The organism is Mesorhizobium sp. M4B.F.Ca.ET.214.01.1.1 (assembly GCF_004791545.1).
Classification (GTDB): Bacteria; Pseudomonadota; Alphaproteobacteria; order Rhizobiales; family Rhizobiaceae; genus Mesorhizobium; species Mesorhizobium abyssinicae.
This window is the reverse complement of record NZ_SRUX01000013.1, coordinates 66,658-92,122: the sequence shown is the minus strand read 5'-3', so window position 1 is coordinate 92,122 and position 25,465 is coordinate 66,658. Positions and strand designations below refer to the sequence as shown.

Genomic DNA, 25,465 nt, shown 5'->3' with positions numbered 1-25,465 from the left:
GAAAGCGCCCGCGGCTGAAATTGAAAGGGACCTAATTTGTTCTTAAAAGCGATTTGATGCACGTCATCACCACCCAAGCTGAGCTCGAGAGCGCCATCGCCGCGTTCGAAAAGTCGGAATTCGTCACCGTCGATACCGAGTTCATCCGCGAGACGACCTTCTGGCCGATCCTGTGCCTGATCCAGATGGCCGCGCCCGGCCAGACCGCGCTGATCGACCCGCTGTCGCCAGACATCGACCTGAAACCGTTCTTCCGGCTGATGGCCAACGAAGCCGTGGTCAAAGTCTTCCACGCGGCGCGCCAGGACATCGAAATCATCGTCCATCTCGGCGATCTCATGCCGCACCCGGTGTTCGACACCCAGGTGGCGGCGATGGTCTGCGGCTTCGGCGACAGCGTCTCCTACGACCAGCTGGTGCAGCGCATCACCGGTGCCCGGCTCGACAAATCCTCGCGTTTCACCGACTGGCGCCACCGGCCGCTTTCCGACAAGCAGCTCGACTATGCGCTCGCCGACGTCACCCATCTGATCGACGTCTACAAGAAGCTCAGCGCCGAGCTCAAGCGCGAGAACCGCGCCCACTGGCTCAACGAGGAAATGGAGGTGCTGACCTCGCGCCAGACCTACGATCCGCACCCGGAGGACGCCTGGAAGCGGCTGAAGATGCGGCTGCGCAAGCCGCAGGAGCTGGCGATCGTGCAGGCGGTCGCCGCCTGGCGCGAGCGCGAGGCGCGCGAGCGCGACGTGCCGCGCGGCCGGGTGCTGAAGGACGATGCCATCTATGAGATCGCGCAGCAGGCGCCGCGCGATTCCACCGCGCTCGGCCGGCTGCGCACGACGCCGAAAGGCTGGGAGCGCTCGGCGACCGCAACGGCGCTGCTGGGCGCCGTCACCACCGCGCTTGCCCTGCCCAAGGAGGCGATGCCGAAGCTGCCGAAGACGTTCCAGCCGCCCGAAGGTTCGAGTGCCGCGGCGGAGCTGCTCAAGGTGCTGTTGCGCATCGTCGCCGAAAAGGAAGGCGTCGCCTCGAAGGTGCTCGCCTCCAGCGACGATATCGACCGCATCGCGGCCGAGGGCCAGGATGCCGACGTGCCGGCTCTTCAGGGCTGGCGGCGCGCAGTGTTCGGCGAACAGGCGCTGAAGCTGGTGCGCGGCGAGATCGGCATCAAGTTCGACAAGCGCAAGATCGCCGTGTTCGACCTGTAGCGCCAGCCGGAAGCGTTCAGCCCACGCCGGCGAGGTGCAACGCGAACAACGCCCAGGCCAGCAGCAGCACCGCGGCGCCGAAGAAGAAGACGCGGCTGCGGTGGCGCAGGTTGTTGCTGCTGAGATGCACCCAGGCGTGGACGTAGCGCGACAGGATGAAGATCCACGCCAGCGCAAGCGTCAGATAGTTGACGCCGTTGGTCACGAACAGCGCCAGGCACAGCACGTGAAACAGCACCGGTAACTCGAACTGGTTGATCAGATTGTTGGCGACGGTGACGCAGGAGGCCGGCTCGGTGGCGCGGACCTTGTACTGGCCGACCTTTGCCTCGCCCGACTTGACGGCGAAATACCGGCGCCGGGCCATCACGAGATAGACGATATAGACCAGCAGCACATGCGCCAGCATCGGCCAGAAGATCGCGGTCTGGCTCACGGCCGCTCGCCGCCCTGCCCGGCCCGCCGCTGATCCGCGAGGTAGAAGACCGCAATGACAACCACCGGGATCGCCAGCAGCGCGAATTTGGTGACGGTCAGGGCAGAGGCGAAGGCGAGCGAATCGGGATTGGCCGACTGGAAATCCGATAGCAGCCGCGCCACGGCGAGATTCTGCGCGTAGTCGGCAAGCGTGTAGGGCAGCACGAGCACGAACGCCAACAGCGACTGGGCCGGTGCGGCCATCGCCCGGAACTTGGCCAGCCGGCGTCCGGTGGCCAGAAGGAGGCTGACCAGGGTCAGCGACAGGAGCGCCGGGAACAGGAGGTCGAAGGTCAGATAGTGCCAGACGAGGATGATCTCGCCGCCGCGCCGGCCAAGCGCGGTGAGCCAGGCCATGCCCTCATCCGGCGTGAAGCCGGCAAGGCGCATGTCGAGCGACGGCAGTCCGCCGCTCAGGCGGCGGAAATAGAAGAATTCCAGCAGGGTCATGGCGACGAAGACCGCCAGCGTGACGAACGCGAGTGCCGCGGTGTGCCGCGACAGCCGAAGCGCCGTCGCCGTCAGGTTGCGCCAAAGCGTGTAACGATCCCGTTGATCAGGCTCGGCGGCCTGATCAAATTCCGCCCGGATAGTTCGGGCTTTCGCGGGTGATCGTGACGTCATGGGCGTGGCTTTCACGAAGTCCGGCGTTGGATATGCGCACAAAGGTGGCGCGTTCCCGGAAATCGGCAAGATCGCGGCCACCGACATAACCCATAGCGGCTTTCAGGCCGCCTGCAAGCTGGTGCAGCACGCCAGCCACAGGTCCTTTGTAGGGAACCTGCCCTTCGATGCCTTCCGGGACCAGTTTCAGCGTATCGCGGACCTCGGCCTGGAAGTACCGATCGGCCGAGCCGCGCGCCATGGCGCCGACCGAGCCCATGCCGCGATAGGCCTTGAACGAGCGGCCCTGGTGCAGATAGACCTCGCCCGGGCTCTCGTCGGTGCCGGCCAGCAGCGAGCCGATCATGGCGGCGCCGGCGCCGGCGGCGAGCGCCTTGGCGAGATCGCCGGAATATTTGATGCCGCCGTCGGCAATCACCGTCACGCCCTTTTTGTGCGCCGTCTCGACCGCCGACATGATCGCCGAAAGCTGCGGCACGCCGACGCCGGCGACGATTCGGGTGGTGCAGATCGAGCCCGGACCAATGCCGACCTTGACGGCGTCGGCGCCGGCGTCGATCAGCGCCTGCGTGCCTTCCGCAGTGGCGACGTTGCCGGCCAGGATGCGCACCGAATTGGAGAGCTTCTTCGCCCGGGTCACCGCGTCCAGCACGCGCTGCGAGTGGCCGTGCGCGGTGTCGATGACGAGGAGATCGACACCGGCATCGATGAGGCGTTCGGCACGCTCGAAGCCGTCATCGCCGACGCTGGTGGCGGCGGCGGCGCGTAGCCGTCCCTGCGCATCCTTGGTGGCGTGCGGGTTGAGCTGCGACTTCTCGATGTCCTTGACGGTGATGAGGCCGACGCAATTGCCCTTCCTGTCGACGACGACCAGCTTCTCGATGCGGTGCTTGTGCAAGAGCCGCTTGGCCTCGTCCTGGTCGACGTTCTCCTTGACCGTGATCAGGTTCTCGCGGGTCATCAACTCATAGACCTTCTGCGAGGGGTCGGAGGCGAAACGCACGTCGCGGTTGGTCAGGATGCCGACCAGCCGGCCGACCGTGTGGCCGCCGGTGCCACCGTTCTCGACCACCGGAATGCCCGAAATCGAGTAGGTGCGCATCAGCGCCAGCGCATCGGCGAGCGTGGCGTCCGGACCGATGGTGACGGGGTTCACCACCATGCCGGATTCGAACTTCTTCACCTGGCGGACCTGCTCGGCCTGCTCGGCCGGCGAGAAATTGCGGTGGATGACGCCGATGCCGCCGGCCTGGGCCATGGCGATGGCGAGCCGGGCCTCGGTGACGGTGTCCATGGCGGCCGACAGGATCGGCACGTTGAGGTCGATGTCGCCGGCAATGCGGGTGCGGATGTCGGTCTCGCCGGGCATGACCTCGGAATGACCGGGCTGCAGCAGCACGTCGTCAAAGGTCAGCGCCAGCGCGCCGGTGGACGTTTCGATGATTTTTGCCATGGCCAGTCCTTCGAACACGAAAAAGCCTGGGGAATACAAAAAAGCGCTGGACCGTTATGGACAGCGCCGACTCGTTTCTTCCCTTTCAGGATTGGCGCTGGCTGGTAACACGTCCCGCGGCCGATGAAAAGCCGCTCGTTGCGTCGATCGCAAAGTGTTGCGCTCAGCCATTTGCGGGCCACCAAGGGTTGCGGCCGCACAAACGTGACAGCAATTTAATGCGACATCCGGGGCAAGGCGTGATAACCGCCCTTGCGTGTCGGCTTGCCCCCGGTCGGCGACAAGATTCGAAGCCTGGACGCGTTCCCTTGAGCCGCATCATTCCGCTCATCCTGGCGGTCGCACTTTTCCTGGAGAACATGGATTCGACCGTGATCGCGACGTCGCTGCCGGCGATCGCGGTGGACATCCACACCAGCCCGATCGCACTCAAGCTGGCGCTGACGGCCTATCTGGTGTCGCTGGCGATCTTCATTCCGATCAGCGGCTGGATGGCCGACCGCTTCGGCGCCAAGAACGTCTTTCGCGCCGCGATCGCCGTCTTCATCCTCGGCTCCGTCGCTTGCGCAATATCCAATTCGCTGCCCGCTTTTGTCGTCTCGCGCTTCCTGCAGGGAATCGGCGGCGCCATGATGACGCCGGTCGGGCGCCTGGTGCTGGTACGCGCCACGCCGAAGAGCGAGCTGGTCGCGGCGATGTCGTGGCTGACCGTGCCGGCCCTGGTCGGACCGCTGGTCGGTCCGCCGATCGGCGGCTTCATCACCACCTATTTCACCTGGCACTGGATCTTCCTGATCAACGTGCCGATCGGGCTCATCGGCATCTGGCTCGCCACCCGTTTCCTGCCGGAGACGGATGCCGCCGAGACACCGCCGCTGGATTTTCCGGGATTTGTGCTGAGCGGGCTCGCGGCTTCCGGCGTCGTGTTCGGCCTGTCCGTGGTCAGCCTGCCCTATCTGCCGCCGGCGATCGGTTTCATCACCGTGGCCGTCGGGCTGGTTTCTGGCATTCTCTATCTGCTGCATGCGCGCCGGGCGCAGAATCCATTGCTGGCGCTCGAGCTGTTCCGAAACCAGGTGTTCCGCTCGTCCGTGCTCGGCGGCTCGCTGTTTCGCATCGGCATCGGCGCGGTACCGTTCCTCTTGCCGCTGATGTTCCAGATCGGCTTCGGGCTGACGCCGTTCCAGTCGGGCATGATTACCTTCGTCTCGGCGATCGGCGCCATCGGCATGAAATTCGTTACCGCGCTGATCTTCCGGCTCGCCGGGTTCCGCCGGGTGCTGATCTCGGGCTCGCTGGTCGCGGCCGGGTCGATCGCCATCTACGGCCTGTTCACCCCCGAAACGCCCTATGTGCTGATGCTTGCCATATTGCTGGTCGGCGGCTTCATCCGCTCGATGTTCTTCACCGGCGTCAACGCGCTCTCCTATGCCGAGGTGTCGGCCGAAGATACCAGCAAGGCGACGCCGATCACGGCGGTGTTCCAGCAGCTGTCGATCGCGCTCGGCGTGGCGCTGGCCGGCGGCATCCTCGAAGTGTCGACCTCGATCCATGGCGGGCCGCTGACGCTGGCCGACTTCCACACCGCCTTCTTCATCGTCGCGGCAGTGTCGGCGGTTGCATCGCTGTCGTTCATGCGGCTGGCGCCCGATGCCGGCAACGCGGTGTCCGGACATGGCCGGCTTTCGACGCCGAAGACGCTGGAGCCGGCAAGGTCGCCGGGGGAGTAAGGCGCCTCTCCTTCTCCGCCTGCGGGAGAACGTGGCCTCGCGAAGCGAGGTCGAATGAGGGGTGCTGGAAGGATCGCCGCGCTGAAGAACTAAGCGCCTAAAATTGCTCGATTTTCAAACGCCTCGTTTCTTCCAGTACCCCTCATCCGCCTCGGCGCTGCGCGCCGATGCACCTTCTCCCACAGGGGGAGAAGGGAAAGGTGCTAGCCTTTAAAATCCTTCGCCAGCAGATAGAGCTCCACCGACTCGTCGCGGGAGGCCGGCGGCTTGACGTGGTGGACCGAGCGGAAGTTCTGTTTCAGCAGCGACAGCAGCTCGTTCTCTGCGCCGCCCTGGAACGTTTTGGCGAGAAAGTGCCCGCCGGGCTTCAGCACCGAGAGCGCGAAATCGGCGGCCACCTCGCACAGATGCATGGTGCGCAGATGATCGGTGCGGCGGTGGCCGGTGGTGGGCGCCGCCATGTCGGAAAGCACCACGTCCGGCTGGCCGCCAAGCGCCTCCGACAGCTTCTGCGGCGCCTCGGGGTCGAGGAAATCCATCAAGAGAACCGGGGCGCCCGGTACGGCGTCCATTTCCAGATAGTCGATGCCGACGACGTGCGGGTTCTTCGCCGTCGACTTCGTGCGCGCGGCCGCCACCTGGCACCAGCCGCCGGGCGCGGCGCCGAGGTCGATCACCTTCATGCCGGGCTTCAGGAGATGATGCTTGTCGTCGATCTCGATCAGCTTGTAGGCCGCGCGGGATCTGTATCCGTCCGCTTTGGAGCGCTGCACATAGGGATCGTTCATGTGGCGCTCGAGCCAGCGGCGCGAGGATTCCTTCAGGCCGCTCTTCTTCTTGATGCGGGTCTTGAGCACGCGAATGCCGCCGCCCGGCTTTTCCGGTTTCTTCGCCATCAGCGACCGCGCCCCTCGTTGCGCCAGACGCCATCGTCGGCCATCAGCTCGCTCAATATGCCCTCGCGCAGGCCGCGATCGGCGACGCGCAGCCTCTCCGACGGCCACACGCCGCGGATCGCCTCCAGGATGGCGCAGCCGGCGAGCACGAGGTCGGCGCGGTCGGCGCCGATGCAAGGGTTGGCGACGCGCTGCTGGAAATCCCAGCCGACCAGCTTCTCGACCATGCGGTCGACGCTTTGGCGGTCCATCCACAGGCCGTCGACCCGGCGGCGGTCGTAGCGTTCGAGGTCGAGATGGACGCCGGCGAGCGTCGTCACGGTGCCGGACGTGCCGAGCAGGTGGAATTTCGGACTGGCGAGCACATGTGCCAGCCGATCGCGCCCGTCGAAGGACTTCAGCCGCGCCGCCACATCCTCGACCATGGCGGTGAAGGTCTGGCGGGTCACCGTGCGGCCGCCGAAACGTTCGGCCAGCGAAACGACGCCGACGGGAAGCGATGTCCAGGAGACGATGTGGTTGGCCAGCCGCGGCGAGCGGTGGCCGGTGAGGTCGATCAGGGCGATCTCCGACGAGCCGCCGCCTATGTCGAACAGCACCACGCCCTGGGTGTCGCGCTCGACCAGCGAGCCGCAGCCCGATACCGCCAGCCTGGCCTCGGTCTGGCGGTCGATGATCTCCAGCTTGAGCCCCGCCTCGCGCTCGACGCGCTCGAGGAACTCGACACCGTTTTCGGCGGCGCGGCAGGCTTCCGTGGCGATCAGCCTCGCCTTCCTGATCTTGCGGTTGCGCAACTTCTCGCCGCACACCTTCAGCGCCTCGACGGCGCGGTCCATCGCCGCCTGGCCGAGCCGGCCGGTGGCGGTCAGCCCCTCGCCCAGCCTGACGATGCGCGAGAAGGCATCGATGACGCGGAACTGGCCGTGGCGCGTCGGCACCGCGACCAGCAGCCGGCAATTGTTGGTGCCGAGATCGAGCGCGGCGAAGACAGGCAGTTCGTGCTGCGGCGGACGCGGCCCACTTTGCATCGGCCTGCCCTGCACGGCAGGTGGAGGCGGGGCTGGTGCCGGCTGCGCGGCTGGCGCACTGGCGCCGGGCGCCGGTTGCCCCGCTGTGGCGACCTGATTGTCGTCGCGGGCGAAAACCTTGCGGCCGCGCCGGCGTTTGCGGCGCTTGCGGGTCTTGCCTTTCTGCTGCTGGGCGTCGCCCGGGGCATGCCTGCCGCCCGGCCCCGCATGGCGGTCATGATGCCGCCCCGCGGATGAGCTCGCCGAATCGAGCGGCGAAGCCCTGGACACACCCACTTCCGGCGCACGGGCGCCGGTGTCGTGGTCTTCCACTGTCGTTCCTTCCGGCACCGCGCGAACCGGGGAACGGACGCTGCAGGCGCTTTCATTGTTTCAAGTTGCGGCCAGACTAGCAGCGCCACGTCGGATCACCAAGAGCGCAAAGGCGATTTTTGGAAACCGGCGCCAGCGGTGCGATGTCTTGCCAGTTGAATAGCCGGCTTCGATCAGGCATGTCTCAAATGAGGCGGACAGGAAACGGGAAGCGGGCTACAGCCTGGACTATGAGCTGCAACGCATGACGACCACGCCATGAACTGGAGGCGTTACATCTGGCCGGTCATCGGCATTGCGGCGGTTGTCGCCTCGCTGCTTTTGCTCTGGCACGAATTGCGCGGCATCTCGATCGACGACGTCTGGGCCGGCATTATCGCCATCCCGGCGCGCGGCTGGATCCTGGCGGCGCTGAGCTCGGTGATCGCCTATGCCTCGCTCGCCGGCTACGACCACATCGCGCTGCTCCACCTCGGCAAAAAGGTGTCGTGGCTGTTCGTCACGCTGTGCTCCTTCACCACCTATGCGCTGTCGCACAATATCGGCGGCTCGGTGTTTTCCGGGGCCGTCATCCGCTACCGCGCCTATGGCACAAGGGGGCTGACCGGGCAGGATATCGGCATTCTGGTGGCGATCTGCTGGTTCACCTTCGTGCTGTCCAGCATATTCGTCGGCGGCCTCGTGCTGGTGCTTGAACCCGAGGTCATCGATCGTTTCTCCGGCACGCCGCATCACGGAATGGCGATCGCCGCCGGACTTGCCATGTTGATCCTCGTCGGCGCCTATGTCTTCGGCAGCTGGCTGCATCTGCGGCCGCTCAAGATCGGTGGCTTCCAGCTGCACTATCCGGCGCTGCCCATCGTGGCGCGGCAATTGCTGATCGGCCCGGTCGAACTGCTGGCGGCGGCGGCGATCATCTTCTTTGCCCTGCCGGCGGCGGGCAATCCCGGCTATTTCGTCATCCTCGGCGTCTTCCTGGTGTCATTCTCGGTGGCCCAGATCTCGCATGCGCCGGGCGGGCTCGGCGTCTTCGAGGTGGTCTTCCTCGCCGGCCTCTCGCACATGGACCCGGTCGGGGTGCTGGCGGCGCTGCTGGTGTTCCGGCTGTTCTACCTGATCATCCCGCTGCTGATCGCGCTTTGCGTGGTGCTGTTCTTCGAGCATTCGCAGCTTGGCCGCAGCGAGAGCTGAGCCGCCATTTTCGTCGCGATGTGGCCGAGCGATCAAAAGCTGCGATTGAAACGCGGCGCGGGGTTGACTATTTTCCGGCGGCGGCTACAAGGCAGCGCTCGCGGCGCATAGCCGCCCGCTTCGCACGGTCCATCACCGACCGCGCCTGCTGGGGAATAGGTTAACGGTAGACCCACGGACTCTGACTCCGTTAGTCCTGGTTCGAATCCAGGTTCCCCAGCCAAGCTCATTTCCTGACGACGGATGCCGCCAGATGATCAGGCTGAGAGGTTCAGCTTTGATCCGGCCCTGGCCTTGAGGCTGCCCCGCCGCGCAATCAGGTGATTTGTCAGCAATTTCTCGTCGATTGGTTCCGACATGAAAAACCCCTGGGCGCCGTGGCATTGTTCGGCGATCAGGAAGGCCAGCTGTCCTTCGGTTTCCACGCCTTCGGCCATGACCGTCATGCCGAGCGAGTTGGCGAGCGCGATGATGCCGCCGACAACGTCCTGCTTCTTCCTGGACGATTCCAGATCGTTGAGGAAGGATCGATCGATCTTCAGCTGATTGAGGTCGAGATCGGCAAGATAGCCGAAGCTCGAATATCCCGATCCGAAATCGTCGAGCGCCAGGCTGACCCCGAGTTTGCGAATTTTCGCCAGCGTGTTCAGCGCATCCTTGCTTTGGATGAAGACCCCTTCGGTTATTTCCAGTTGCAGGCGCGCCGGCGGCAACCGCGTTTGCTGCAGCACTTCGACGAGGTGCACGAAGAATGCGTCGGCCTGCAGGGTTTTGCCCGAAACATTGACGGCGCAGATGAAATCGCCGGCCGAAACCGGCACCCACCGAACGGCCTGCGCGCAGGCCTTGCTCAGCACGACCTTGTCGATTTCCAGGATCAGATCGCTGCGCTCGGCGGTCGGAATGAACGAGTCCGGCAAACGGACCGTTCCCGAAACGCGGTCGCGCCAGCGGACCAGGGCTTCGGCGCCGATCATGCGCCCGCTCGCCAGTTCGAACTGCGGCTGCCAGACCAGGAACAACTCATCGTCGTCGAGCGCTTGCTTGATCGCTGCCTCCTCGCCGAGCTGCAGGTCGATCTGGCTGAGGATCGCGGGCGAGAAGGTCACAAAGCCGGACCGCCCTTCTGCTTTCGCGGCATAAAGCGCGCTGTCGGCATTGCGCAACAGTGTGGAGATGTCCGCGCCATGATCCGGGAAGGAGGCCATGCCGATGCTGGCGCCGATGCGCACCTGATGCCCGTCCAGATCGGCAAACCGGTTCAATTGCTCGCGCAGCCGGTGTCCCAGATCGTCCGAAGGCCCGATCGCCATGATGGCGAACTCGTCTCCGCCCAGGCGGACGGCGGCCACTTCGTCCGGCCGCTCGACCGACTGCAGGGTTTCGGCAACGGTCTTCAAGAGCATGTCGCCGATGTGATGACCGAACGTGTCATTGACGCTCTTGAAGTGGTCGAGGTCGATCAGGAACAGCCGGAGCTGCTGGCCGGACAGCCTTGCCCGCTCCAGCAGCCCGTCCCTGTTGGCCGACATCCAGGCCCGGTTCTTCAACTCGGTCGTCGCGTCCCGCCAGGCGAGAAATTCGAGCTTGCTGATGGTTTCCCGACGGCCGATGAGAAGCACGGCGGTTCCGATCGCCAGCGCCGACAACACCGTCAAGGCAAAGGCGATCTGGTAGTTGAACCTGTTCAGGTTCGTCTCCGCGGCATAAAGATCGACGTTAACCTCCTCGCCATATTTGTAGTACTCGTCGTTCATCCGCGCGACGATCTGGTCGAGCTCAATTCCCAGTTGCCTGAGGCCCTTTTCATCCAGAGGCAGACCTGCCTGGATGATGACATCGATCCGCTTCACCGCATCCTTGACCTGCGGCACTATACCCGCGTAGGCGGGGATTTCGCTGATTGTGTCGCCGCCGTCGATCCGCTCGAAGCGGATGTAGACCAGATCGTTTGCGGCCGACAGCTGTTCCAGGCTTTCCGGCGAACCGTCGGCCAGTTGCGCAAGCGAAACCATATCCCGCAGATGCGTCACGTCGCGTATGGCAATGTGGAACTCGCGGATGGCGAAGAAGCCGAAACGCGGCATCGCGCTCTCCACCTTGCTGACGCTCGTGAAGAGCACCGCGATCAAGATCGCCGAGCAGACGGCCGCCGACGCCGCAGCGGCGACGTAGGTTATGGGAACCCGCCAGGCTTTGCTTCTAGACCACATGGCCGAAAGTCACGAAGGGGTTCAATTGCCCGGCGCGATCGTCTTGATCAACCAGATCCATCGCGGTTTGCGAACTGGCGTATCGAAGGCCGGATAGTCGTCGAGAGGATAGATCAGCCGCGTCGGACCCTGCGTGCGCCGGGTCAGCAGCTCGCCGTCCTGGCGCGTGGCAAGAAGCAGCGGACCGTCCGTCCAGTCCTCCTTCGGGATTACCTGCACATAGTCGTCCGCCGCCCGCAGGACGACCGACGATTCACCCTCCAGTCCGACCAGCTTGACCACATCCCTAAACAGCACACCCTGAAACGCCAGTTGCCCCTTTTCGAAGGGACTTGGCGTGGAAACGCTGTAGAGGCCGAGCTTTTCCAACTGGCGCAGCGTGACCGGGATCGACTCGCCGTTCTTCTCGACCTTGAATGCGACGGTGTCGGGCGGTTCCGGATATTTGGCGGGCTCGATGGCGAATGCCGGCAGCACGCCGATTGCCGAAACGAACAGAATGATCAGGGCCCGATGAAGTGCAGACAAACGCCTCTTGAGGATCGACACAACGCAGTCCTTCCATTTCCATGGCCAGTACCAACCGTTGCCGGCTCGCCGATACTGTCGGCGGAGCTGCCATCCTTCCATCGATTGTTTATTTTTCAGTTAGCTTTTGGTTTCAGATGCCCGTCGTTGCTGGTCATCGATACGGGCTAACCATCACATATCGAAAGCTTTTCGAGACCGGTCGGCGGGCAAGCAACCTTGCACGCTACTCCGCCGCCTGCACCCTGCCGGCTGCGATGATGGCGCGGATTTCGGCGCGACAGGAGCCGCAGTTGGTGCCGGCCCTGGTCGCCTCGCCGATGGCCTCGACGGTTCCGCAGCCGGCCCCCACCGCCGCCGCGATCTGGTTGGCGCCGATGCCGAGGCAGGAGCAGACGATGGCCCCGATATCGGGCCGATCGGCGCCGGCACGACCGGCGACGATGCGGAAGCGCTGGCGCTGGCCGGCATGGGTTGCATCGAGCTGCTCGGCGGCCCAGCCGCGCGATACGGCGACCGGTCCCGGCGCGACGAACAGTGCGCCGGCAAGGCGTTCGCCGGCGAAGGCGGCGATGCGATGCTGGCCGGCGTCGCGGTCGTGATAGGCAAGCATCTCAACATCAGGCGATGCGCCGAACAGCGACTGGGCAAAGCCGGCCCAGTCGATGTTCTCGTCGGCGACGGCAAGCTCCACCCGCCAGCCGCCCTTGCAGCGCGCCACGGCCCAATAGTCGGCGGCGATCGTCTCGGGGCGATCCCGCATCACGGCGAAACCAAAGGCCGCCGCGGCGAATTTCTCGATGCGCACCGCGACATGCTTCAGCGCCGGCTGGCCGGAGATCGGGTCGGTGAGCGGCGCGGTCAGCGCGTCGAGGCGCCCTCTGGCCGCGAACTGGTCGGTCCAGTGCATCGGCGCGAAGACGCTGCCGCGGCGCTGGCGGGTCGTGATCAACGCGCGCACCAGGACGGCGCCGCGCGGGCTGGATATGCGCACGATGTCGGCGTCGCCGATGCCATGGTGCTGTGCATCGGCCGGATGGATTTCGACGAAGGGCTCGGCGATGTGCTGGGACAGGCGCGGGCTTTTGCCGGTGCGCGTCATCGTGTGCCAGTGGTCGCGGATGCGGCCGGTGTTGAGGATCAGCGGGTAGTCGGGCGTGGTGCGGGTGTCGGTTGAGACGCGGATCGGGATGAAGCGGGCCTTGCGGTCGGGCGTGTAGAAGTTGCCGTTGGCGAAGAAGCGAATGGGCTGGCGCCCGGTCGTACCGACCCCCTCTGGCCTGCCGGCCATCTCCCCCTCAAGGGGGGAGACTAGCGGCACTGCGGACTGCGCCCACTCTCCGACTTTGGAAATTGGCGAAGGTCGAGGTGCGGGCTGATCTCCCTCCTTGAGGGGGAGATGGCCGGCAGGCCAGAGGGGGTCGCCTGCGACAGTCTCGGCCTCGTTGGCAGAGACTGAGACTTCACCTCCGACCCCTCTCCGGCTCGCTTGTCTCGCTCCGCTCAACGCGCTCTCCGACCCTCCCCTCAAGGGAGAGGATAAGGCCGGTGCTGGCCATTGGAATGGCGCCAAATCCTCATAGCCCTCAGCATTGATCCCGGCATAAGCGCCGATATCAAAATCCCGCGCGCCATCATTTTCATAACCCGACAGCGCGGCGTGCTCGGCGAAGATCTCGCCCGGCGCGGCATGGGAAAACGCCTCGGCAAATCCCATCCGCTTCGCCACCTCGGCAACGATCCACCAGTCCGGCCTCGCCTCGCCGGGCGCCGCCAGAAACGGCCGCTGGCGCGAGATGCGGCGTTCGGAATTGGTGACGGTGCCGTCCTTCTCGCCCCAGGCAGTGGCGGGCAGTGACACATGGGCGTGGCGCACGGTGTCGGTGCCGGCCAGAACGTCGGACACCACGACAAACGGGCAGGCCTTGATCGCGGCTTCCACCGCATCGGCGTCCGGCATCGAATCGACCGGGTTGGTGGCCATGATCCACAGCGCCTTGATGCGCCCATCGGCCACCGCGTTGAACATGTCGACCGCCTTCAGGCCCGGCTTTTCAGCCAGGGTCGGCGCGTTCCAGAAGCGGCGCACGCGGGCGCGATGCGCTGGGTTCTCGATCTCCATATGCGCGGCCAGCATGTTGGCCAGGCCGCCGACCTCGCGGCCGCCCATGGCGTTGGGCTGGCCGGTCACCGAGAACGGCCCTGCCCCCGGCTTGCCGATGCGGCCGGTCGCCAGATGGCAGTTGATGATGGCATTGACCTTGTCGCTGCCTTGCGAAGACTGGTTGACACCCTGGCTGTAGACGGTGACTGTCTTCTCGGTCGCCGCGAATAGCGCGTAGAAGCGCGAAAGCTCGTCCTCGCTCAAACCCGTGGCGGCGGCAATGCCGGCGAGATCGAGCGATGCGGCGGCCGTCAGCGTCTCCTCGAAGCCTGTCGTATGCGCGGCGATGTAGTCGCGGTCGAGCGCTTCGTTCTTTGCCAGATGTTCCAGCAGGCCGGAGAACAGCGCGGTGTCGCCATCCGGCGCGATCGCCAGATGCAGGTCGGCGATATCGGATGTCATGGTGCGGCGCGGATCGACCAGGACGATCTTCATCCCGGGCCGCTTCTCGCGGGCCGCGGCGATGCGCTGGTAGAGCACGGGATGGCACCAGGCGAGATTGGAGCCGACGAGCACTATGAGATCGGCCAGCTCCAGATCCTCATAGCAACCCGGCACCGTGTCGGCGCCGAAGGCGCGGCGATGCCCGGCGACCGAGGAGGCCATGCAGAGCCGCGAATTGGTGTCGATATTGGCCGAGCCGACAAACCCTTTCATCAGCTTGTTGGCGACGTAATAGTCCTCCGTCAGCAGTTGGCCGGAGACATAGAAGGCGACCGCGTCCGGCCCATGCTCGGCGATGGTGCGCGAGAAGGTCGAGGCGACGAGGTCGAGCGCCTCGTCCCAGCCGGCACGGCGGCCGCCGATTTCGGGATGGAGCAGCCGGCCATCGAGGTCGATGGTCTCCGCCAGCGCCGAGCCCTTCGAGCACAGCCGGCCGAAATTCGCCGGATGATCAGGATCGCCGCGGACGGTGACTTCACCGTCCGCGGCGATCTTCGCCAGCACGCCGCAGCCCACCCCGCAATAGGGGCAGGTGGTCCTCACCTCGCGCGCTTCGTCGATCTCCATGGGGTCAGGCCGCGCGGCTGGCCAGCGCTTCCAGCGCCAGGAACAGACGCTCGCCTTCCCGCTTGACCGGGATGGTGCGCACCGCGCCCTCGTCGGCGCCGAGCGCCTTGCCGGTCTCGAGCGAAATCACCCAATTGTGCAGCGGGCACGTCACCGCGGCGCCATGGACGATGCCCTGGCTCAGCGGCCCGCCCTTGTGCGGGCAATGATCCTCGATGGCGAAGACCTCGTCGTCGGCGGTGCGGAAGACGGCGATCTTGCCATGCGGGGTGGCAACGCAGCGCGCGCCACGACGGGGGATGTCGGCGATGGTCCCGATAGCGATCCAGGTCATGATTGTCACTCCGCCGCCTCGGCAAACCCGACCGAGGCCATCGGCCGGAATTCGTGCTTGTCCTTGCCGGAGGCGCGTTCCGACCACGGATCGACCTGGGCGAATTTCTGCGAGAAGACGAAGCGGTCGTAATAGGCCCTGCGCTTCTCGCCGTCGTCCATGATCTGGCGCTTGATCTCGGCGATGCCGACGCGCTTGGCCCATTTGTAGATGCGCTCGAGATAGCGGGCCTGCTCGCGGTACATCTGCGTCAGCGCCACGATGTGCTCCAGCGCCTCGTCTTCGGTCTTGACCAGGCCGAGCACCTCGGTGCCCTTGATGTCGAGGCCGGCCGCACCGGCGAAATGGATCTCGTAGCCACTGTCGACGCAGATCACGCCGACATCCTTGCAGGTCGCCTCGGCGCAGTTTCGCGGACAGCCCGACACCGCCATCTTGACCTTGGCCGGGGTCCACGAGCCCCACATGAATTTCTCGATGCGGATGCCCAAGCCGGTCGAATCCTGCGTGCCGAAGCGGCACCAGTCGGAGCCGACGCAGGTCTTCACGGTGCGCAGGCCCTTGGCATAGGCATGGCCGGAGACGAAGCCGGCCTGGCCGAGATCGGCCCACACCGCCGGCAGGTCCTCCTTGCGGATGCCCAGCATATCGATGCGCTGGCCACCGGTGACCTTGACCATCGGGATCTCGAACTTGTCGACGACGTCGGCGATGGCGCGCAGTTCGGAGGCGCTGGTCACCCCGCCCCACATGCGCGGCACCACCGAATAGGTGCCGTCCTTCTGGATGTTGGCGTGCACCCGCTCGTTGATGAAACGCGACTGGTAGTCGTCGGCATATTCATCCGGCCAATCGCAGACGAGGTAGTAATTGAGCGCCGGCCGGCATTTGGCGCAGCCACAGGAGGTCTTCCACTCCAGCTCCTGCATCACGGCGGGAATGGTCTTCAGCCCCTTGGCCTTGATCAGCCGGCGCACCTCGTCATGGCCGAGCGTGGTGCAGGAGCACATCGGCTGCACGGCTGCCGGGTTGTAGGTGTCGCCGAGGGTCAGCACCATCAGCTTCTCGACCAGCCCGGTGCACGAGCCGCAGGAGGCGGACGCCTTGGTGTGCGCCCGAACATCATCGAGCGAGGTCAGGCCCTTGCTGGTGATCGCACCGGTGATCTTGCCCTTGCAGACGCCGTTGCAGCCGCAGATTTCCGCATCATCCGGCAAGGCTGCAACGGCCGCCATAGGGTCCAGGGGGGCACCCCCCTGGTATGACTGGCCGAAGATAAGCGTGTCGCGCATCTCCGAAATATCGGTCTGCTTCTTCTTGAGGTCGTTGAACCAGGCGCCGTCGGCCGTTTCGCCATAGAGCACGGTGCCGATGATGCGGTCGTCCTTCAGCACCAGGCGCTTGTAGACGCCGGCCGAAGCATCGCGCAGCACGATCTCCTGGCGGTCGTCGCCATCGGCGAAGTCGCCGAGCGAGAACAGTTCGATGCCGGTGACCTTGAGCTTGGTCGGCGTGTCGGAATGGACGAAGGCGGCAGCCTCGTCGCCGGCAAGCTGGCTGGCGGCGACGCGCGCCATCTCGTAGAGCGGCGCCACCAGGCCGTAGACCATGCCATTGACCTCGGCGCATTCGCCGAGCGCGAAGATGTCGGGGTCGTTGCTGCGCATGCCGGCATCGACGACGATGCCGCGATTGACGGCGACGCCCGCCTCCTTGGCCAGCGCCGCGTTCGGCCGGATGCCGACCGCCATCACCACCAGGGTCGCCGGGATGATCGTGCCGTCGGCAAGCTCGACCTGCTCGACCTTGCCGTTGCCGGTGATGGCTTGCGTGTTGGCCTTGGTGATGACCTTGATGCCGCGTTCCTCCACGGCGCGCTGCAAGAGGTAGCCGGCGGCGGGATCGAGCTGGCGCTCCATCAGCGTCGGCATGACATGCAGCACGGTGACGTCCATGCCTTGCGCCTGCAGGCCGGCCGCGGCCTCCAGCCCGAGCAGGCCGCCGCCGATGACCACGGCCTTGGCCCGCGACTGGGCTGCAAGCATCATGGCGCGGACGTCGTCGAGATCGCGATAGGTCAGCACGCCCGGCAAGTTGTTGCCGGGCACCGGGATGATGAACGGCACCGAGCCGGTGGCGATGACCAGCTTGTCGTAGGGTTCCGTCACGCCATGGTCAGAGGTGACGGTCTTGGCCGCGCGGTCGATGGCGACGATCTTGTGGCCCTTGTAGAGGGTGATGCCGTGCTTGATGTACCAGCCGTCGCCGTGAATGATGATCTCTTCGTATGCCTTCTCGCCCGACAGAACCGGCGACAGCATGATGCGGTCGTAGTTCACGCGCGGCTCGGCATTGAAGATGGTGACCTGGTAGCGATCCGGCGCCTTATCCAGGAGATGCTCCAGCATGCGCCCGGGGGCCATGCCGTTGCCGATGATGACGAGTTTCTCGGTCATATTGCTGATCCGTTCCGGTTTCACTCGGCCGCGTAGAGCGCTGGCGTTTCGGCGGCGGCACGTTCCATGCGGCGGATGGAGAAGTGCATCCAGGCAAGGCAGCCGAGGACGATGACGAAGAGCAGCATGAAGCAGCTCGACCAGACGCCGGTGAGGTCGTTGAGGGCGCCGAAGGCGATCGGCAGGACGAAGCCGCCGAGCCCGCCGATCATGCCGACCACGCCGCCGACGGCGCCGACGTTCTTCGGATAGTAGACAGGGATGTGCTTGTAGACGGCGGCCTTGCCGAGGCTCATGAAGAAGCCGAGCACGCAGGCGACGGCGATGAAGGCGAGCGGGCCGATCTCGAAATGGAAGGCGATCGGCCCGCTGATGCCGCGCACGACGTAGTCTGCCGAGGGGAGAGACAGAACCAGGGTCGCGACGGCACAGACCGTGAAGGTCCAGTAGAGTACGGTGCGGGCGCCGATACGGTCGGAAAGCACGCCGCCATAGGCGCGGAAGACGCTTGCCGGAATTGAATAGGCAGCGCCGATCATGCCGGCGGTGGCGATGTTGAAGCCGTAGACGCCGATCAGGTAGCGCGGCAGCCACAGCGACAGCGCCACGAACGCGCCGAAGGCGAAGAAGTAGTAGAAGGCGAAGCGCCAGACCTGCAGGTTCTTCAGCGGCGCGAATTCCTGCCAGAAGCTTCTCGGCGCTGCCGCTTTGCCGGCGCGGCGCTCGCGGATGACGGGGTCGTCGCCGGTGGTGAACCAGAAGACGACGGCCATGACGACGAGCGCCGCCGCCCAGATCTGCGCCACCGTCTGCCAGCCCCAGGCGAGCAGCACCAGCGGGGCCAGGAACTTGGTGACCGCGGCGCCGACATTGCCGACACCGAAGATGCCTAAAGCGGTGCCCTGCCTGCCTGCGGGAAAGAAGCGCGAGACGTAGGCGACGCCGACGGCGAAGGAGCCGCCGGCAAGCCCGACGCCGAGTGCTGCGATCAGCATCTGCTCATAAGTATGCGCAAAAGAGAGCAGTAGGGTCGCGATCGCCGCCGATAGCATGACGGCGGTGTAGACCAGCCGCCCGCCATAGCGATCGGTCCAGACGCCGAGCAGCATGCGCACGAGCGAACCGGTGAGGATCGGCGTGCCGATGAGCAGGCCGAACTCCGTCTCGCTCAGCCCAAGCTCCTGCTTTATGCGCACGCCGATGATGGAGAAGATCGTCCACACCGCGAAGCAGACGGTGAAGGCGATGGTGGACATCGCGAGCGCCTGCCTGGGTTCCTGGCTGGGCGCGGCTGGGAGAATTGCAGTCATGTCGGCTCCGGTTTGCGGCGTGGGAGGCGCCGCTCTTGTCTGTTCGTTCGCGATTGTCAGCGACGCGCCATCGGCGTGCCGGTCGAAACCTCGCTGTGCGCGGTCACTGCCGGCCCCTTGCCGTCCGTCTTGGCGCCGACGGGAAAGAGCAGCAGTGCGGCGGTGAACAGCGCGGCGGTCAATGCGCTGCTGGCCAGGAAATCGCGGCGGGTGAAGTCCTCGAGGGCCGCGCCAGTTCCGATCCGTTTCGTCATCGTCGTCTCCGGTTGGGCACCGCCTGGGATCGGCGCCGTCGATTGCGTGTTCGGTCAAAACAAAAAAGCTGCCGGCCAGGTCGCTCGCGTCCGTCCATCCGGGATCGCGTGTTGACCTGATCGGCAGCTTTGCCTGTGGCGCCCGCCATTGGACGCCGTGTCTCTTGGCCCCGAGGGACCTACATTCCTAAAAGCAGGAAGCGTGCCAGTTCGACGGCGCGCTGAATTATCAAATAATATCAATGCGAAACCGCAGCCGCGCGACTTTTGACGAGCCCGGCGGCGGATCAAAGATTAGTCAGATCGCCTTGCACGGCAGCATAATATTTGTGCAGTGCGGCAGGTTGCCCATTGCCGATGCAGATCGACCTTTGGCGTTGAAGATGCGTTTCTTCGGGTCATGACGCTACTCCGCGGCTTCAACGAAGCGGTGGCGTTCATAGAGGAACTTCAGCACCGCCTCGCGGCAGCGCAGGAAGGTGCGGTCCGAGGCAAGCTCGATGCGTCGGCGCGGCCGGGCCAGCGGCACCGAAAGCACCTCGCCGATGGTTGCCGCCGGGCCGTTGGTCATCATCACGATGCGGTCGGACAGAAGCACCGCCTCGTCGACATCGTGGGTAATCATGATCATGGTCGTGCCGAGCCGGGCGTGGATGTCCATCACCGCGTCCTGAAGGTGGGCGCGGGTCAGCGCGTCGAGCGCGCCGAACGGCTCGTCGAGCAGCAGGATCTTCGGCTGCATGGCGAGCGCGCGGGCAATGCCGACGCGCTGCTTCATGCCACCGGATATCTCGGCCGGGCGCTTGTCCCTGGCATGCGCCATCTGCACGAGATCGAGGTTGCGCATGATCCACTCATGCCGCTCGGCCCGGCTTTTGGTGCGGCCGAAGACCTTGGAGACGGCAAGGTTGATGTTCTCGTAGACGGTGAGCCACGGCAGCAGCGAATGGTTCTGGAACACCACGGCGCGCTCAGGCCCCGGGCTGTCGACCTCCTTGTCCTCGAGCAGCACGGCACCCGAGGAGACCCTGGTCAGCCCGGCGATGAGGTTAAGCAAGGTCGACTTGCCGCAGCCGGAATGGCCGATGATGGAGACGAACTCGCCCCTGTCGATGGTGAGCCTGATATCCTTCAGCACCTCGCTGACCTGGCCGCCGCGGGCGAAGGATTTGTCGATATGGTCGAGCTTCAGATAGGCGGTCATGGCGCCCTCCTCACTTTGCCGTTGTGCCGCGGGTGACGAAGGCGCCGGCCGCCGCGACCAGCCGGTCGAGGCAGAAGCCGGTGACGCCGATATAGGCCAGCGCGACGATGATGTCGGGCAGCCGCGAGGAGTTCCACGCGTCCCAGATGAAGAAGCCGATGCCGACGCCGCCGGTCAGCATCTCGGCGGCGACGATGGCGAGCCAGGAGAGCCCGATGCCGATCCTCAGGCCCGTGAAGATGTAGGGGGCGGCCGCCGGCACCATGATCTTGACGAAGAACTCGAGCTGGTTGAGCCGCAAGATGCGGGCGACGTTGCGGTAGTCCTCGGGGATGTTGCGGACGCCGACGGCTGTATTGATGATCACCGGCCAGATCGAGGTGATGAAGATCACGAACAGCGCCGACGGGTTGGAATCGCGGAAGGCGGCGAGCGACAGCGGCAGCCAGGCGAGCGGCGGCACGGTGCGCAGGATCTGGAACACCGGGTCGAGGCCGCGCATCGCCCACACCGACTGGCCGACCAGCGCGCCCAGCGCCACACCGACCACCGCAGCCATGCCGAATCCGATGGCGACGCGCTGCAGCGAGATCAGCACTCGCCAGGCAAGGCCGATATCCTGCGGGCCGTTGTCGAAGAACGGATGCGCGATCAGGTCATAGGCCTCGTTCCACACCTGGCTCGGCGGCGGCAGGCTGGCCGTCGGCGACGAGCAGGCGACCTGCCAGACGACGAGCAGGAGGATGATGACGACGGCCGGCGGCACCAGCGCCGTCGCCAGCTTGCCGGCAATGGCGAGCAGATCGATGCGGCGCCTCGCCTTGGCGGTGAAGGCGATCACCTCGGCGGGCTTTACGGGAAACGCCTTCACCTTGGTGTCCTCGACGGTTTGGATGGACATGTGTTCGCGAAGCTCCTGGTCGTTGGGCGACAACGGCGCGAGCGCCGTTGCGCCTTTGTCGCGCCGCGACAAACGGCGCCTTGGGCGCCGTTTGCGCCTAGGCTGATGCCTTGATCTTGAGGCTGTCGAGATAGGCGGACGGGTTGGCCGGATCGAAGGTCTTGCCGTCGAAGAAGGTCTCGACGCCGCGCGACGACGATGCAGGGATGTCGCTTGCCGCGACGCCCAGCTCCTTCGCCGCCTCGCGCCAGAGATCCTCGCGGTTGACCTGGTCGACCAGCGTCTTGATGTCGGTGGTCGGCGCGAACTTGCCCCAGCGGATGTTCTCGGCGAGGAACCAGCTGTCATGGCTCTTGAAGGGATAGGAGACGCCGCCCTTCCAGAACTTCATGTAGAGGTCGGTGCCCTTGGCGACGCGGTCGTTGCCGTAGTTGATATCGCCCTTGAGGCGGCCGATGATGTCGGCGCTCGGAACGTTCATCCATTGCCGCTTGCCGATGATGGAGGCCATCTCGTCCTTGTTCTCCATCGCCTCGCACCATTGCTGGGCTTCCATGACGGCCATCAGGATCGCCTTGGTGGCGTTGGGATATTTCTCGATGAAGGCGGCGCGCAGGCCGAGCGCCTTTTCCGGATGGCCCTTCCACAATTCACCCGTGGTGGCGGCGGTGAAGCCGATACCCTGGTGGACGAGTTGCTCGTTCCACGGCTCGCCGACGCAGAACACGTCCATGTTGCCGACCTTCATGTTGGCCACCATCTGCGGCGGCGGCACGACGATGGTCGAGACGTCCTTGTCGGGGTCGATGCCGCCGGCGGCCAGCCAGTAGCGTATCCACAGGTCATGCGTGCCGCTCGGGAAGGTCATGGCGGCCTTGACCTCCTTGCCGGCGGCCTTCTTGGCGGCGAAGGCCTCCTTCAGCTTGGAAGCGTCGAGGCCGACGCCGGTGGCGGCGTATTCCTGGGCGACGGAAATGCCCTGGCAGTCGTAGTTCAGCCGCGCCACGATCGCCATCGGCAGCGGCTGCTTGTTCTGCGTCACCTTGCCGGTGTGCATGAGGTAGGGCATCGGCGTCAGGATGTGGGCGCCGTCGATGCCATTGGCCTCGCTGCCCAGCACCAGATTGTCGCGCGTCGCGCCCCAGGAGGCCTGCTTCAGCACCTCGACATCGGGCATGCCATATTTGGCGAACAGCCCCTTCTCCTTGGCGATCATCAGCGGTGCCGCGTCGGTGAGCGCGATAAAGCCGAGCTTGGCGCCGGTCACTTCGGGTGCTGCGGTCGCCGCATAGGCGCCCGAAGGCAGGAGGTTGCGCGCCGCCACGAGCAGCCCCGCCGTCAGCGCGCTTCTGGCAAGGAAGTCGCGACGCGACATGCCCTTGAGGGTCGTTGCAGTTCCGATCCGTTTCGTCATCGTCATCTCCCGGTTGGACGCCGCTTGGGACCGGCGCCGTCGATTCTCGTGTTCGGTCAAAACAAAAAGCTGCCGGCCAGGTCGCTCGCGTCCGTACATCCGGGATCGCGTGTCGACCTGAGCGGCAGCTTTGCCTGTGGCGCCCGCCATTGGACGCCTGTTCCGGCTCCGCGAGGAGCTTGTCTATTGCAATGCAGAAACCGTGCCAGTTTTGAACGAGGAGAAAAATTTCAATTAAATCAATGATCCACGCCGGCAACGCACGGGCCGGGTCACGAGGCGCGCAGGCCAAAGATTGTTCATTAGCGCAAGCGCACGCATAATTATTGTGCAATGCACAAGAGTGGCGCAAAAATAATCAGGCCCGTAAAATCAGCTCTCGAGACGGTGGTCTTGACCGGTTGGGGACCTGTTGCCGGCCAAGGTTTCAGCCTTCGTGCAGATGGATCGACGGCACGGGCGTTTGGCTGATCTCGGCGCCGCCGCCCGAGCCACTCGCGGCTAACGAATCCGTCCGGGTCAGCCTGAGACAATCTCGAAGTGAAGAACCTCGGTGTCGCCGGGCGACGATCTCCGTCCCGGCGAGATGACGCCGGAGCCGAAGAGAAGAATATCTTCGCGGCGCACGAATACTTCATGGTCGGGCCCCATCGACACAAATGTGCCCGACGAGCTTCGCTCGATAAGGCGGGCCTTGCCATTCGAAATGGTGAAAGTGGCGTGGTGCCTTGAGACCCAGGGCCACTGGATGACGATATTGCATTCCGGCGATCGGCCGAACGTTACGAATTCGTTGTTTCGGCAGGATCGCGACTGATCTCCATAGCCGATGAGTAGATTGATCTGCGGCGGCGGGACAGAGCGCCTTTCGATAACGGTGCCCCGGCTGGCGATTTGCGGACTGAGGGTCCCATCGTCGCTCCTCAGAGTATAGACATCGAAGAGTTCCTGCTTGCCCTTGAAAGCCATTTTGTCGAGGAGCCGCAAGGCACTGCGACTGCCCGCTGTAAGGCCTTCGAAGAAGCTCTGGCTGATCAGCACCTCCCCGGGGTTGGCCGTGCTGGACAACCTGGCGGTGACATTGACAACATCGCCGAATATCGCGCCCCGCGCGCGAATGACCGCCCCGAAATGCAATCCTATACGGGCGCTCAACGGCCCTTTGGTCAATTGGCGGCTGATTTGGCAGACGGCCCTCAGCGCCATCTCCGGGCTCTCGAACAGGCTGAGTACGTCATCGCCTTTCGAGTAAATGAAATCACCGCCGTGCTGGGCGACGATCTCGCGCATCGTGTCCAGGCAATCCGAAACCTGCTGCAGAGCGGCATCGTCGCCGATGCGCTCATAGAGGGGCGTGCTGCCCACGACATCAGCCAAAAGGACTGCGGCCAGAAGTCTTTCCTGATCCATCGATCTCGTATCCGCCCGAGAACGCAGCGTATATAACACACCAAGGCTGGCTTTGACTTATCAACTTGCGCGCGTTGGCGATCCGCACCCCGGCACGTCGGAACCTACTGCGCCAGGGAATCAGCGTGTTTCTGCCCGGCGATATAGGCTTCGATCTCGTCGGGATCGAAGATCTGGCCGTCGAAGAACCCGTCCGGGCCGAGCAACAGGCTTGCCCCCGCCGAACCGACCGGCGTCGCCGCTTTCAGCGCCCCTTCGACCTTGGCATTGGCGCCGGGCAACGCCACGCCGAGCGGCTTCAGCGCCGAGCGATAAAGGTCGGGCCGGTAGCAGTTCCAGGCGATGGCGAGGTTTTCCGGCGTGTGCGCCAACTGCCCCCAGCGCACCATCTGCGTGTAGAACCACAGCGCATGGCTCTTCCACGGAAAATTCGCCGCCTTGTCGAAGGGCACGAAGAAATCCGCGATCGCCCGCTCGGCGCCGCCGCCGAGCTTCAGCCGTCCGGTCAGGATCGGCATCTGCACCGAAGCCGGCAGGCCGAGGAAGCCCGACCCGGCCATCAGCGCCGCCAGTTCGGCATGGTTCGCCGGGTCCTGACACCAGCGCGCCGAATGATGCAATGCACGCAGCAGCGCCGCCAGCGCCTCCGGATTCTCCTCCGCCCAGGCCTTGCGCACGCCAACGACTTTCTCTGGGCTGTTGCGCCACAGCAGCGCCTTGACGGTGACGATATGGCCGGTGCCGGCGGCGACCGCGGCACTGTTCCAGGGCTCGCCGACGCAGTAGCCATCGATGCGGCCGGCGGCCAGCGCATCGGCCATGAAGGGCGGCGGCACGATGACGATCTCGATGTCGCGCTCGGGATCAATGCTGCAAGCAGCGAGCCAGTAGCGCAGTTCGTAGTTATGCCCGGAATGCGGATGCACGACGGCGAAGCGCAGCGGCTCGCGGCCCGCAGTCGCCCGCTCGCGGATCAGCGCGCCAAGAGCGGCCCCTGCCCGCGCGGGATCGAGATCGGGTTCCGCGCCATGCGCCGCCATGCCGTCCCACACCGCATTGGAGACGGTGACGCAATTGCCGCCGAGGCTGAGCGAGAACGGAACGATGGTCTCGGAGGCGATCGGTGTGAGGCCGAGGCTGCAGGCCAGCGGCATCGGCCCCAGCATGTGCGCCAGATGGAAATGGCCGATGGCGATGCGGTCGCGGATGTTGGCCCAGGAGGTCTCGCGATGCAGCGTCAGCTCGATGCCCTCGCGCGCGGCAAAGCCCAGCTCGCTGGCCGCCACCAGCACGGCGCTGTCGAAAAGCGGCATGAAGCCGGCGGTGATCTGGTGCGCAGCGGCCATG

Annotated in this window: 20 protein-coding genes and 1 tRNA gene; 4 read left to right on the top strand and 17 right to left on the bottom strand. The window is 65.1% G+C overall.

Annotation, left to right across the window (positions count from 1 at the left end; translation table 11 throughout):
* Positions 1-56 precede the first annotated feature (56 nt).
* Positions 57-1,208, top strand: a complete 1,152-nt coding sequence (gene rnd / locus EN857_RS24180) for a ribonuclease D (protein ID WP_127392647.1) — start codon at positions 57-59, stop codon at positions 1,206-1,208.
* A gap of 16 nt (positions 1,209-1,224) precedes the next feature.
* Here the strand turns inward: rnd and EN857_RS24175 are convergent, their stop codons facing one another.
* Genes EN857_RS24175 through guaB form a run of 3 tightly spaced genes read right to left on the bottom strand, consistent with a single transcriptional unit; the run spans position 1,225 to position 3,762 of the window.
* Positions 1,225-1,644, bottom strand: coding sequence for an MAPEG family protein (locus tag EN857_RS24175; RefSeq protein WP_127392648.1), 420 nt, complete (start codon positions 1,642-1,644; stop codon positions 1,225-1,227).
* Positions 1,641-2,309, bottom strand: coding sequence for a hypothetical protein (locus tag EN857_RS24170; protein WP_127392651.1), 669 nt, complete (start codon positions 2,307-2,309; stop codon positions 1,641-1,643). The genes EN857_RS24175 and EN857_RS24170 overlap by 4 nt, the downstream gene beginning before the upstream one ends.
* Positions 2,260-3,762 (bottom strand): IMP dehydrogenase, encoded by a 1,503-nt coding sequence (gene guaB / locus EN857_RS24165; protein WP_126054986.1) that lies wholly within the window; start codon positions 3,760-3,762, stop codon positions 2,260-2,262. Before guaB ends, EN857_RS24170 begins: the two co-directional genes overlap by 50 nt.
* A 308-nt stretch (positions 3,763-4,070) precedes the next feature.
* On the opposite strand from guaB, the gene EN857_RS24160 reads away from it, so the two are divergent.
* Positions 4,071-5,492 carry an MFS transporter gene (locus EN857_RS24160; protein ID WP_135859280.1) on the top strand — a complete coding sequence of 474 codons (1,422 nt, stop codon included), beginning with the start codon at positions 4,071-4,073 and terminating at the stop codon, positions 5,490-5,492.
* 203 nt (positions 5,493-5,695) lie between these two features.
* On the opposite strand, the gene EN857_RS24155 is transcribed toward EN857_RS24160, so the two are convergent.
* On the bottom strand, positions 5,696-6,388 hold the full coding sequence (locus tag EN857_RS24155) for an RlmE family RNA methyltransferase (RefSeq protein ID WP_127394103.1): 693 nt from the start codon (positions 6,386-6,388) through the stop codon (positions 5,696-5,698).
* Positions 6,388-7,728: a Ppx/GppA phosphatase family protein gene (locus EN857_RS24150; RefSeq protein ID WP_135859279.1), complete on the bottom strand. Its 1,341-nt coding sequence runs from the start codon at positions 7,726-7,728 to the stop codon at positions 6,388-6,390. The genes EN857_RS24155 and EN857_RS24150 overlap by 1 nt, the downstream gene beginning before the upstream one ends.
* A gap of 258 nt (positions 7,729-7,986) precedes the next feature.
* On the opposite strand from EN857_RS24150, the gene EN857_RS24145 reads away from it, so the two are divergent.
* Together EN857_RS24145 and EN857_RS24140 are read left to right on the top strand one after the other, a co-directional pair.
* On the top strand, positions 7,987-8,919 hold the full coding sequence (locus EN857_RS24145) for a lysylphosphatidylglycerol synthase domain-containing protein (RefSeq protein ID WP_127284159.1): 933 nt from the start codon (positions 7,987-7,989) through the stop codon (positions 8,917-8,919).
* 149 nt (positions 8,920-9,068) lie between these two features.
* Positions 9,069-9,142 (top strand) — tRNA-Gln (locus tag EN857_RS24140).
* A gap of 34 nt (positions 9,143-9,176) precedes the next feature.
* Here the strand turns inward: EN857_RS24140 and EN857_RS24135 are convergent.
* The 12 genes from EN857_RS24135 to EN857_RS24080 form a co-directional block, all read right to left on the bottom strand.
* Entirely contained in the window at positions 9,177-11,006 is a 1,830-nt protein-coding gene (locus EN857_RS24135) for an EAL domain-containing protein (protein WP_187331413.1), read from the bottom strand.
* 147 nt (positions 11,007-11,153) lie between these two features.
* On the bottom strand, positions 11,154-11,660 hold the full coding sequence (locus EN857_RS24130; RefSeq protein WP_187331412.1) for a molybdopterin-dependent oxidoreductase: 507 nt from the start codon (positions 11,658-11,660) through the stop codon (positions 11,154-11,156).
* A gap of 226 nt (positions 11,661-11,886) precedes the next feature.
* Positions 11,887-14,835 (bottom strand): nitrate reductase, encoded by a 2,949-nt coding sequence (locus tag EN857_RS24125; protein ID WP_127284162.1) that lies wholly within the window; start codon positions 14,833-14,835, stop codon positions 11,887-11,889.
* Positions 14,836-14,839: 4 nt separating this feature from the next.
* Positions 14,840-15,169, bottom strand: a complete 330-nt coding sequence (nirD, locus tag EN857_RS24120) for a nitrite reductase small subunit NirD (protein WP_127311774.1) — start codon at positions 15,167-15,169, stop codon at positions 14,840-14,842.
* Between the two features lie 5 nt (positions 15,170-15,174).
* Positions 15,175-17,625: a nitrite reductase large subunit NirB gene (nirB, locus tag EN857_RS24115; protein WP_128346221.1), complete on the bottom strand. Its 2,451-nt coding sequence runs from the start codon at positions 17,623-17,625 to the stop codon at positions 15,175-15,177.
* 20 nt (positions 17,626-17,645) lie between these two features.
* The gene (locus tag EN857_RS24110; protein ID WP_128346222.1) at positions 17,646-18,935 is read right to left on the bottom strand and encodes a nitrate/nitrite transporter; all 1,290 of its coding nucleotides are present in this window, start codon (positions 18,933-18,935) and stop codon (positions 17,646-17,648) included.
* Positions 18,936-18,991: 56 nt separating this feature from the next.
* Positions 18,992-19,189 carry a hypothetical protein gene (locus tag EN857_RS24105; RefSeq protein ID WP_127394292.1) on the bottom strand — a complete coding sequence of 66 codons (198 nt, stop codon included), beginning with the start codon at positions 19,187-19,189 and terminating at the stop codon, positions 18,992-18,994.
* A gap of 406 nt (positions 19,190-19,595) precedes the next feature.
* Entirely contained in the window at positions 19,596-20,393 is a 798-nt protein-coding gene (locus EN857_RS24100; protein ID WP_126055004.1) for an ABC transporter ATP-binding protein, read from the bottom strand.
* Positions 20,394-20,403: 10 nt separating this feature from the next.
* Complete coding sequence (gene ntrB, locus EN857_RS24095; protein WP_127394309.1) at positions 20,404-21,294, bottom strand: nitrate ABC transporter permease; 891 nt, start codon at positions 21,292-21,294, stop codon at positions 20,404-20,406.
* Between the two features lie 97 nt (positions 21,295-21,391).
* On the bottom strand, positions 21,392-22,708 hold the full coding sequence (locus tag EN857_RS24090; RefSeq protein ID WP_135859278.1) for a CmpA/NrtA family ABC transporter substrate-binding protein: 1,317 nt from the start codon (positions 22,706-22,708) through the stop codon (positions 21,392-21,394).
* A 519-nt stretch (positions 22,709-23,227) separates the two neighbouring features.
* On the bottom strand, positions 23,228-24,118 hold the full coding sequence (locus tag EN857_RS24085; protein WP_127393761.1) for an FHA domain-containing protein: 891 nt from the start codon (positions 24,116-24,118) through the stop codon (positions 23,228-23,230).
* A gap of 104 nt (positions 24,119-24,222) precedes the next feature.
* Positions 24,223-25,464, bottom strand: a complete 1,242-nt coding sequence (locus EN857_RS24080) for a CmpA/NrtA family ABC transporter substrate-binding protein (RefSeq protein ID WP_187331418.1) — start codon at positions 25,462-25,464, stop codon at positions 24,223-24,225.
* Position 25,465 lies beyond the last annotated feature (1 nt).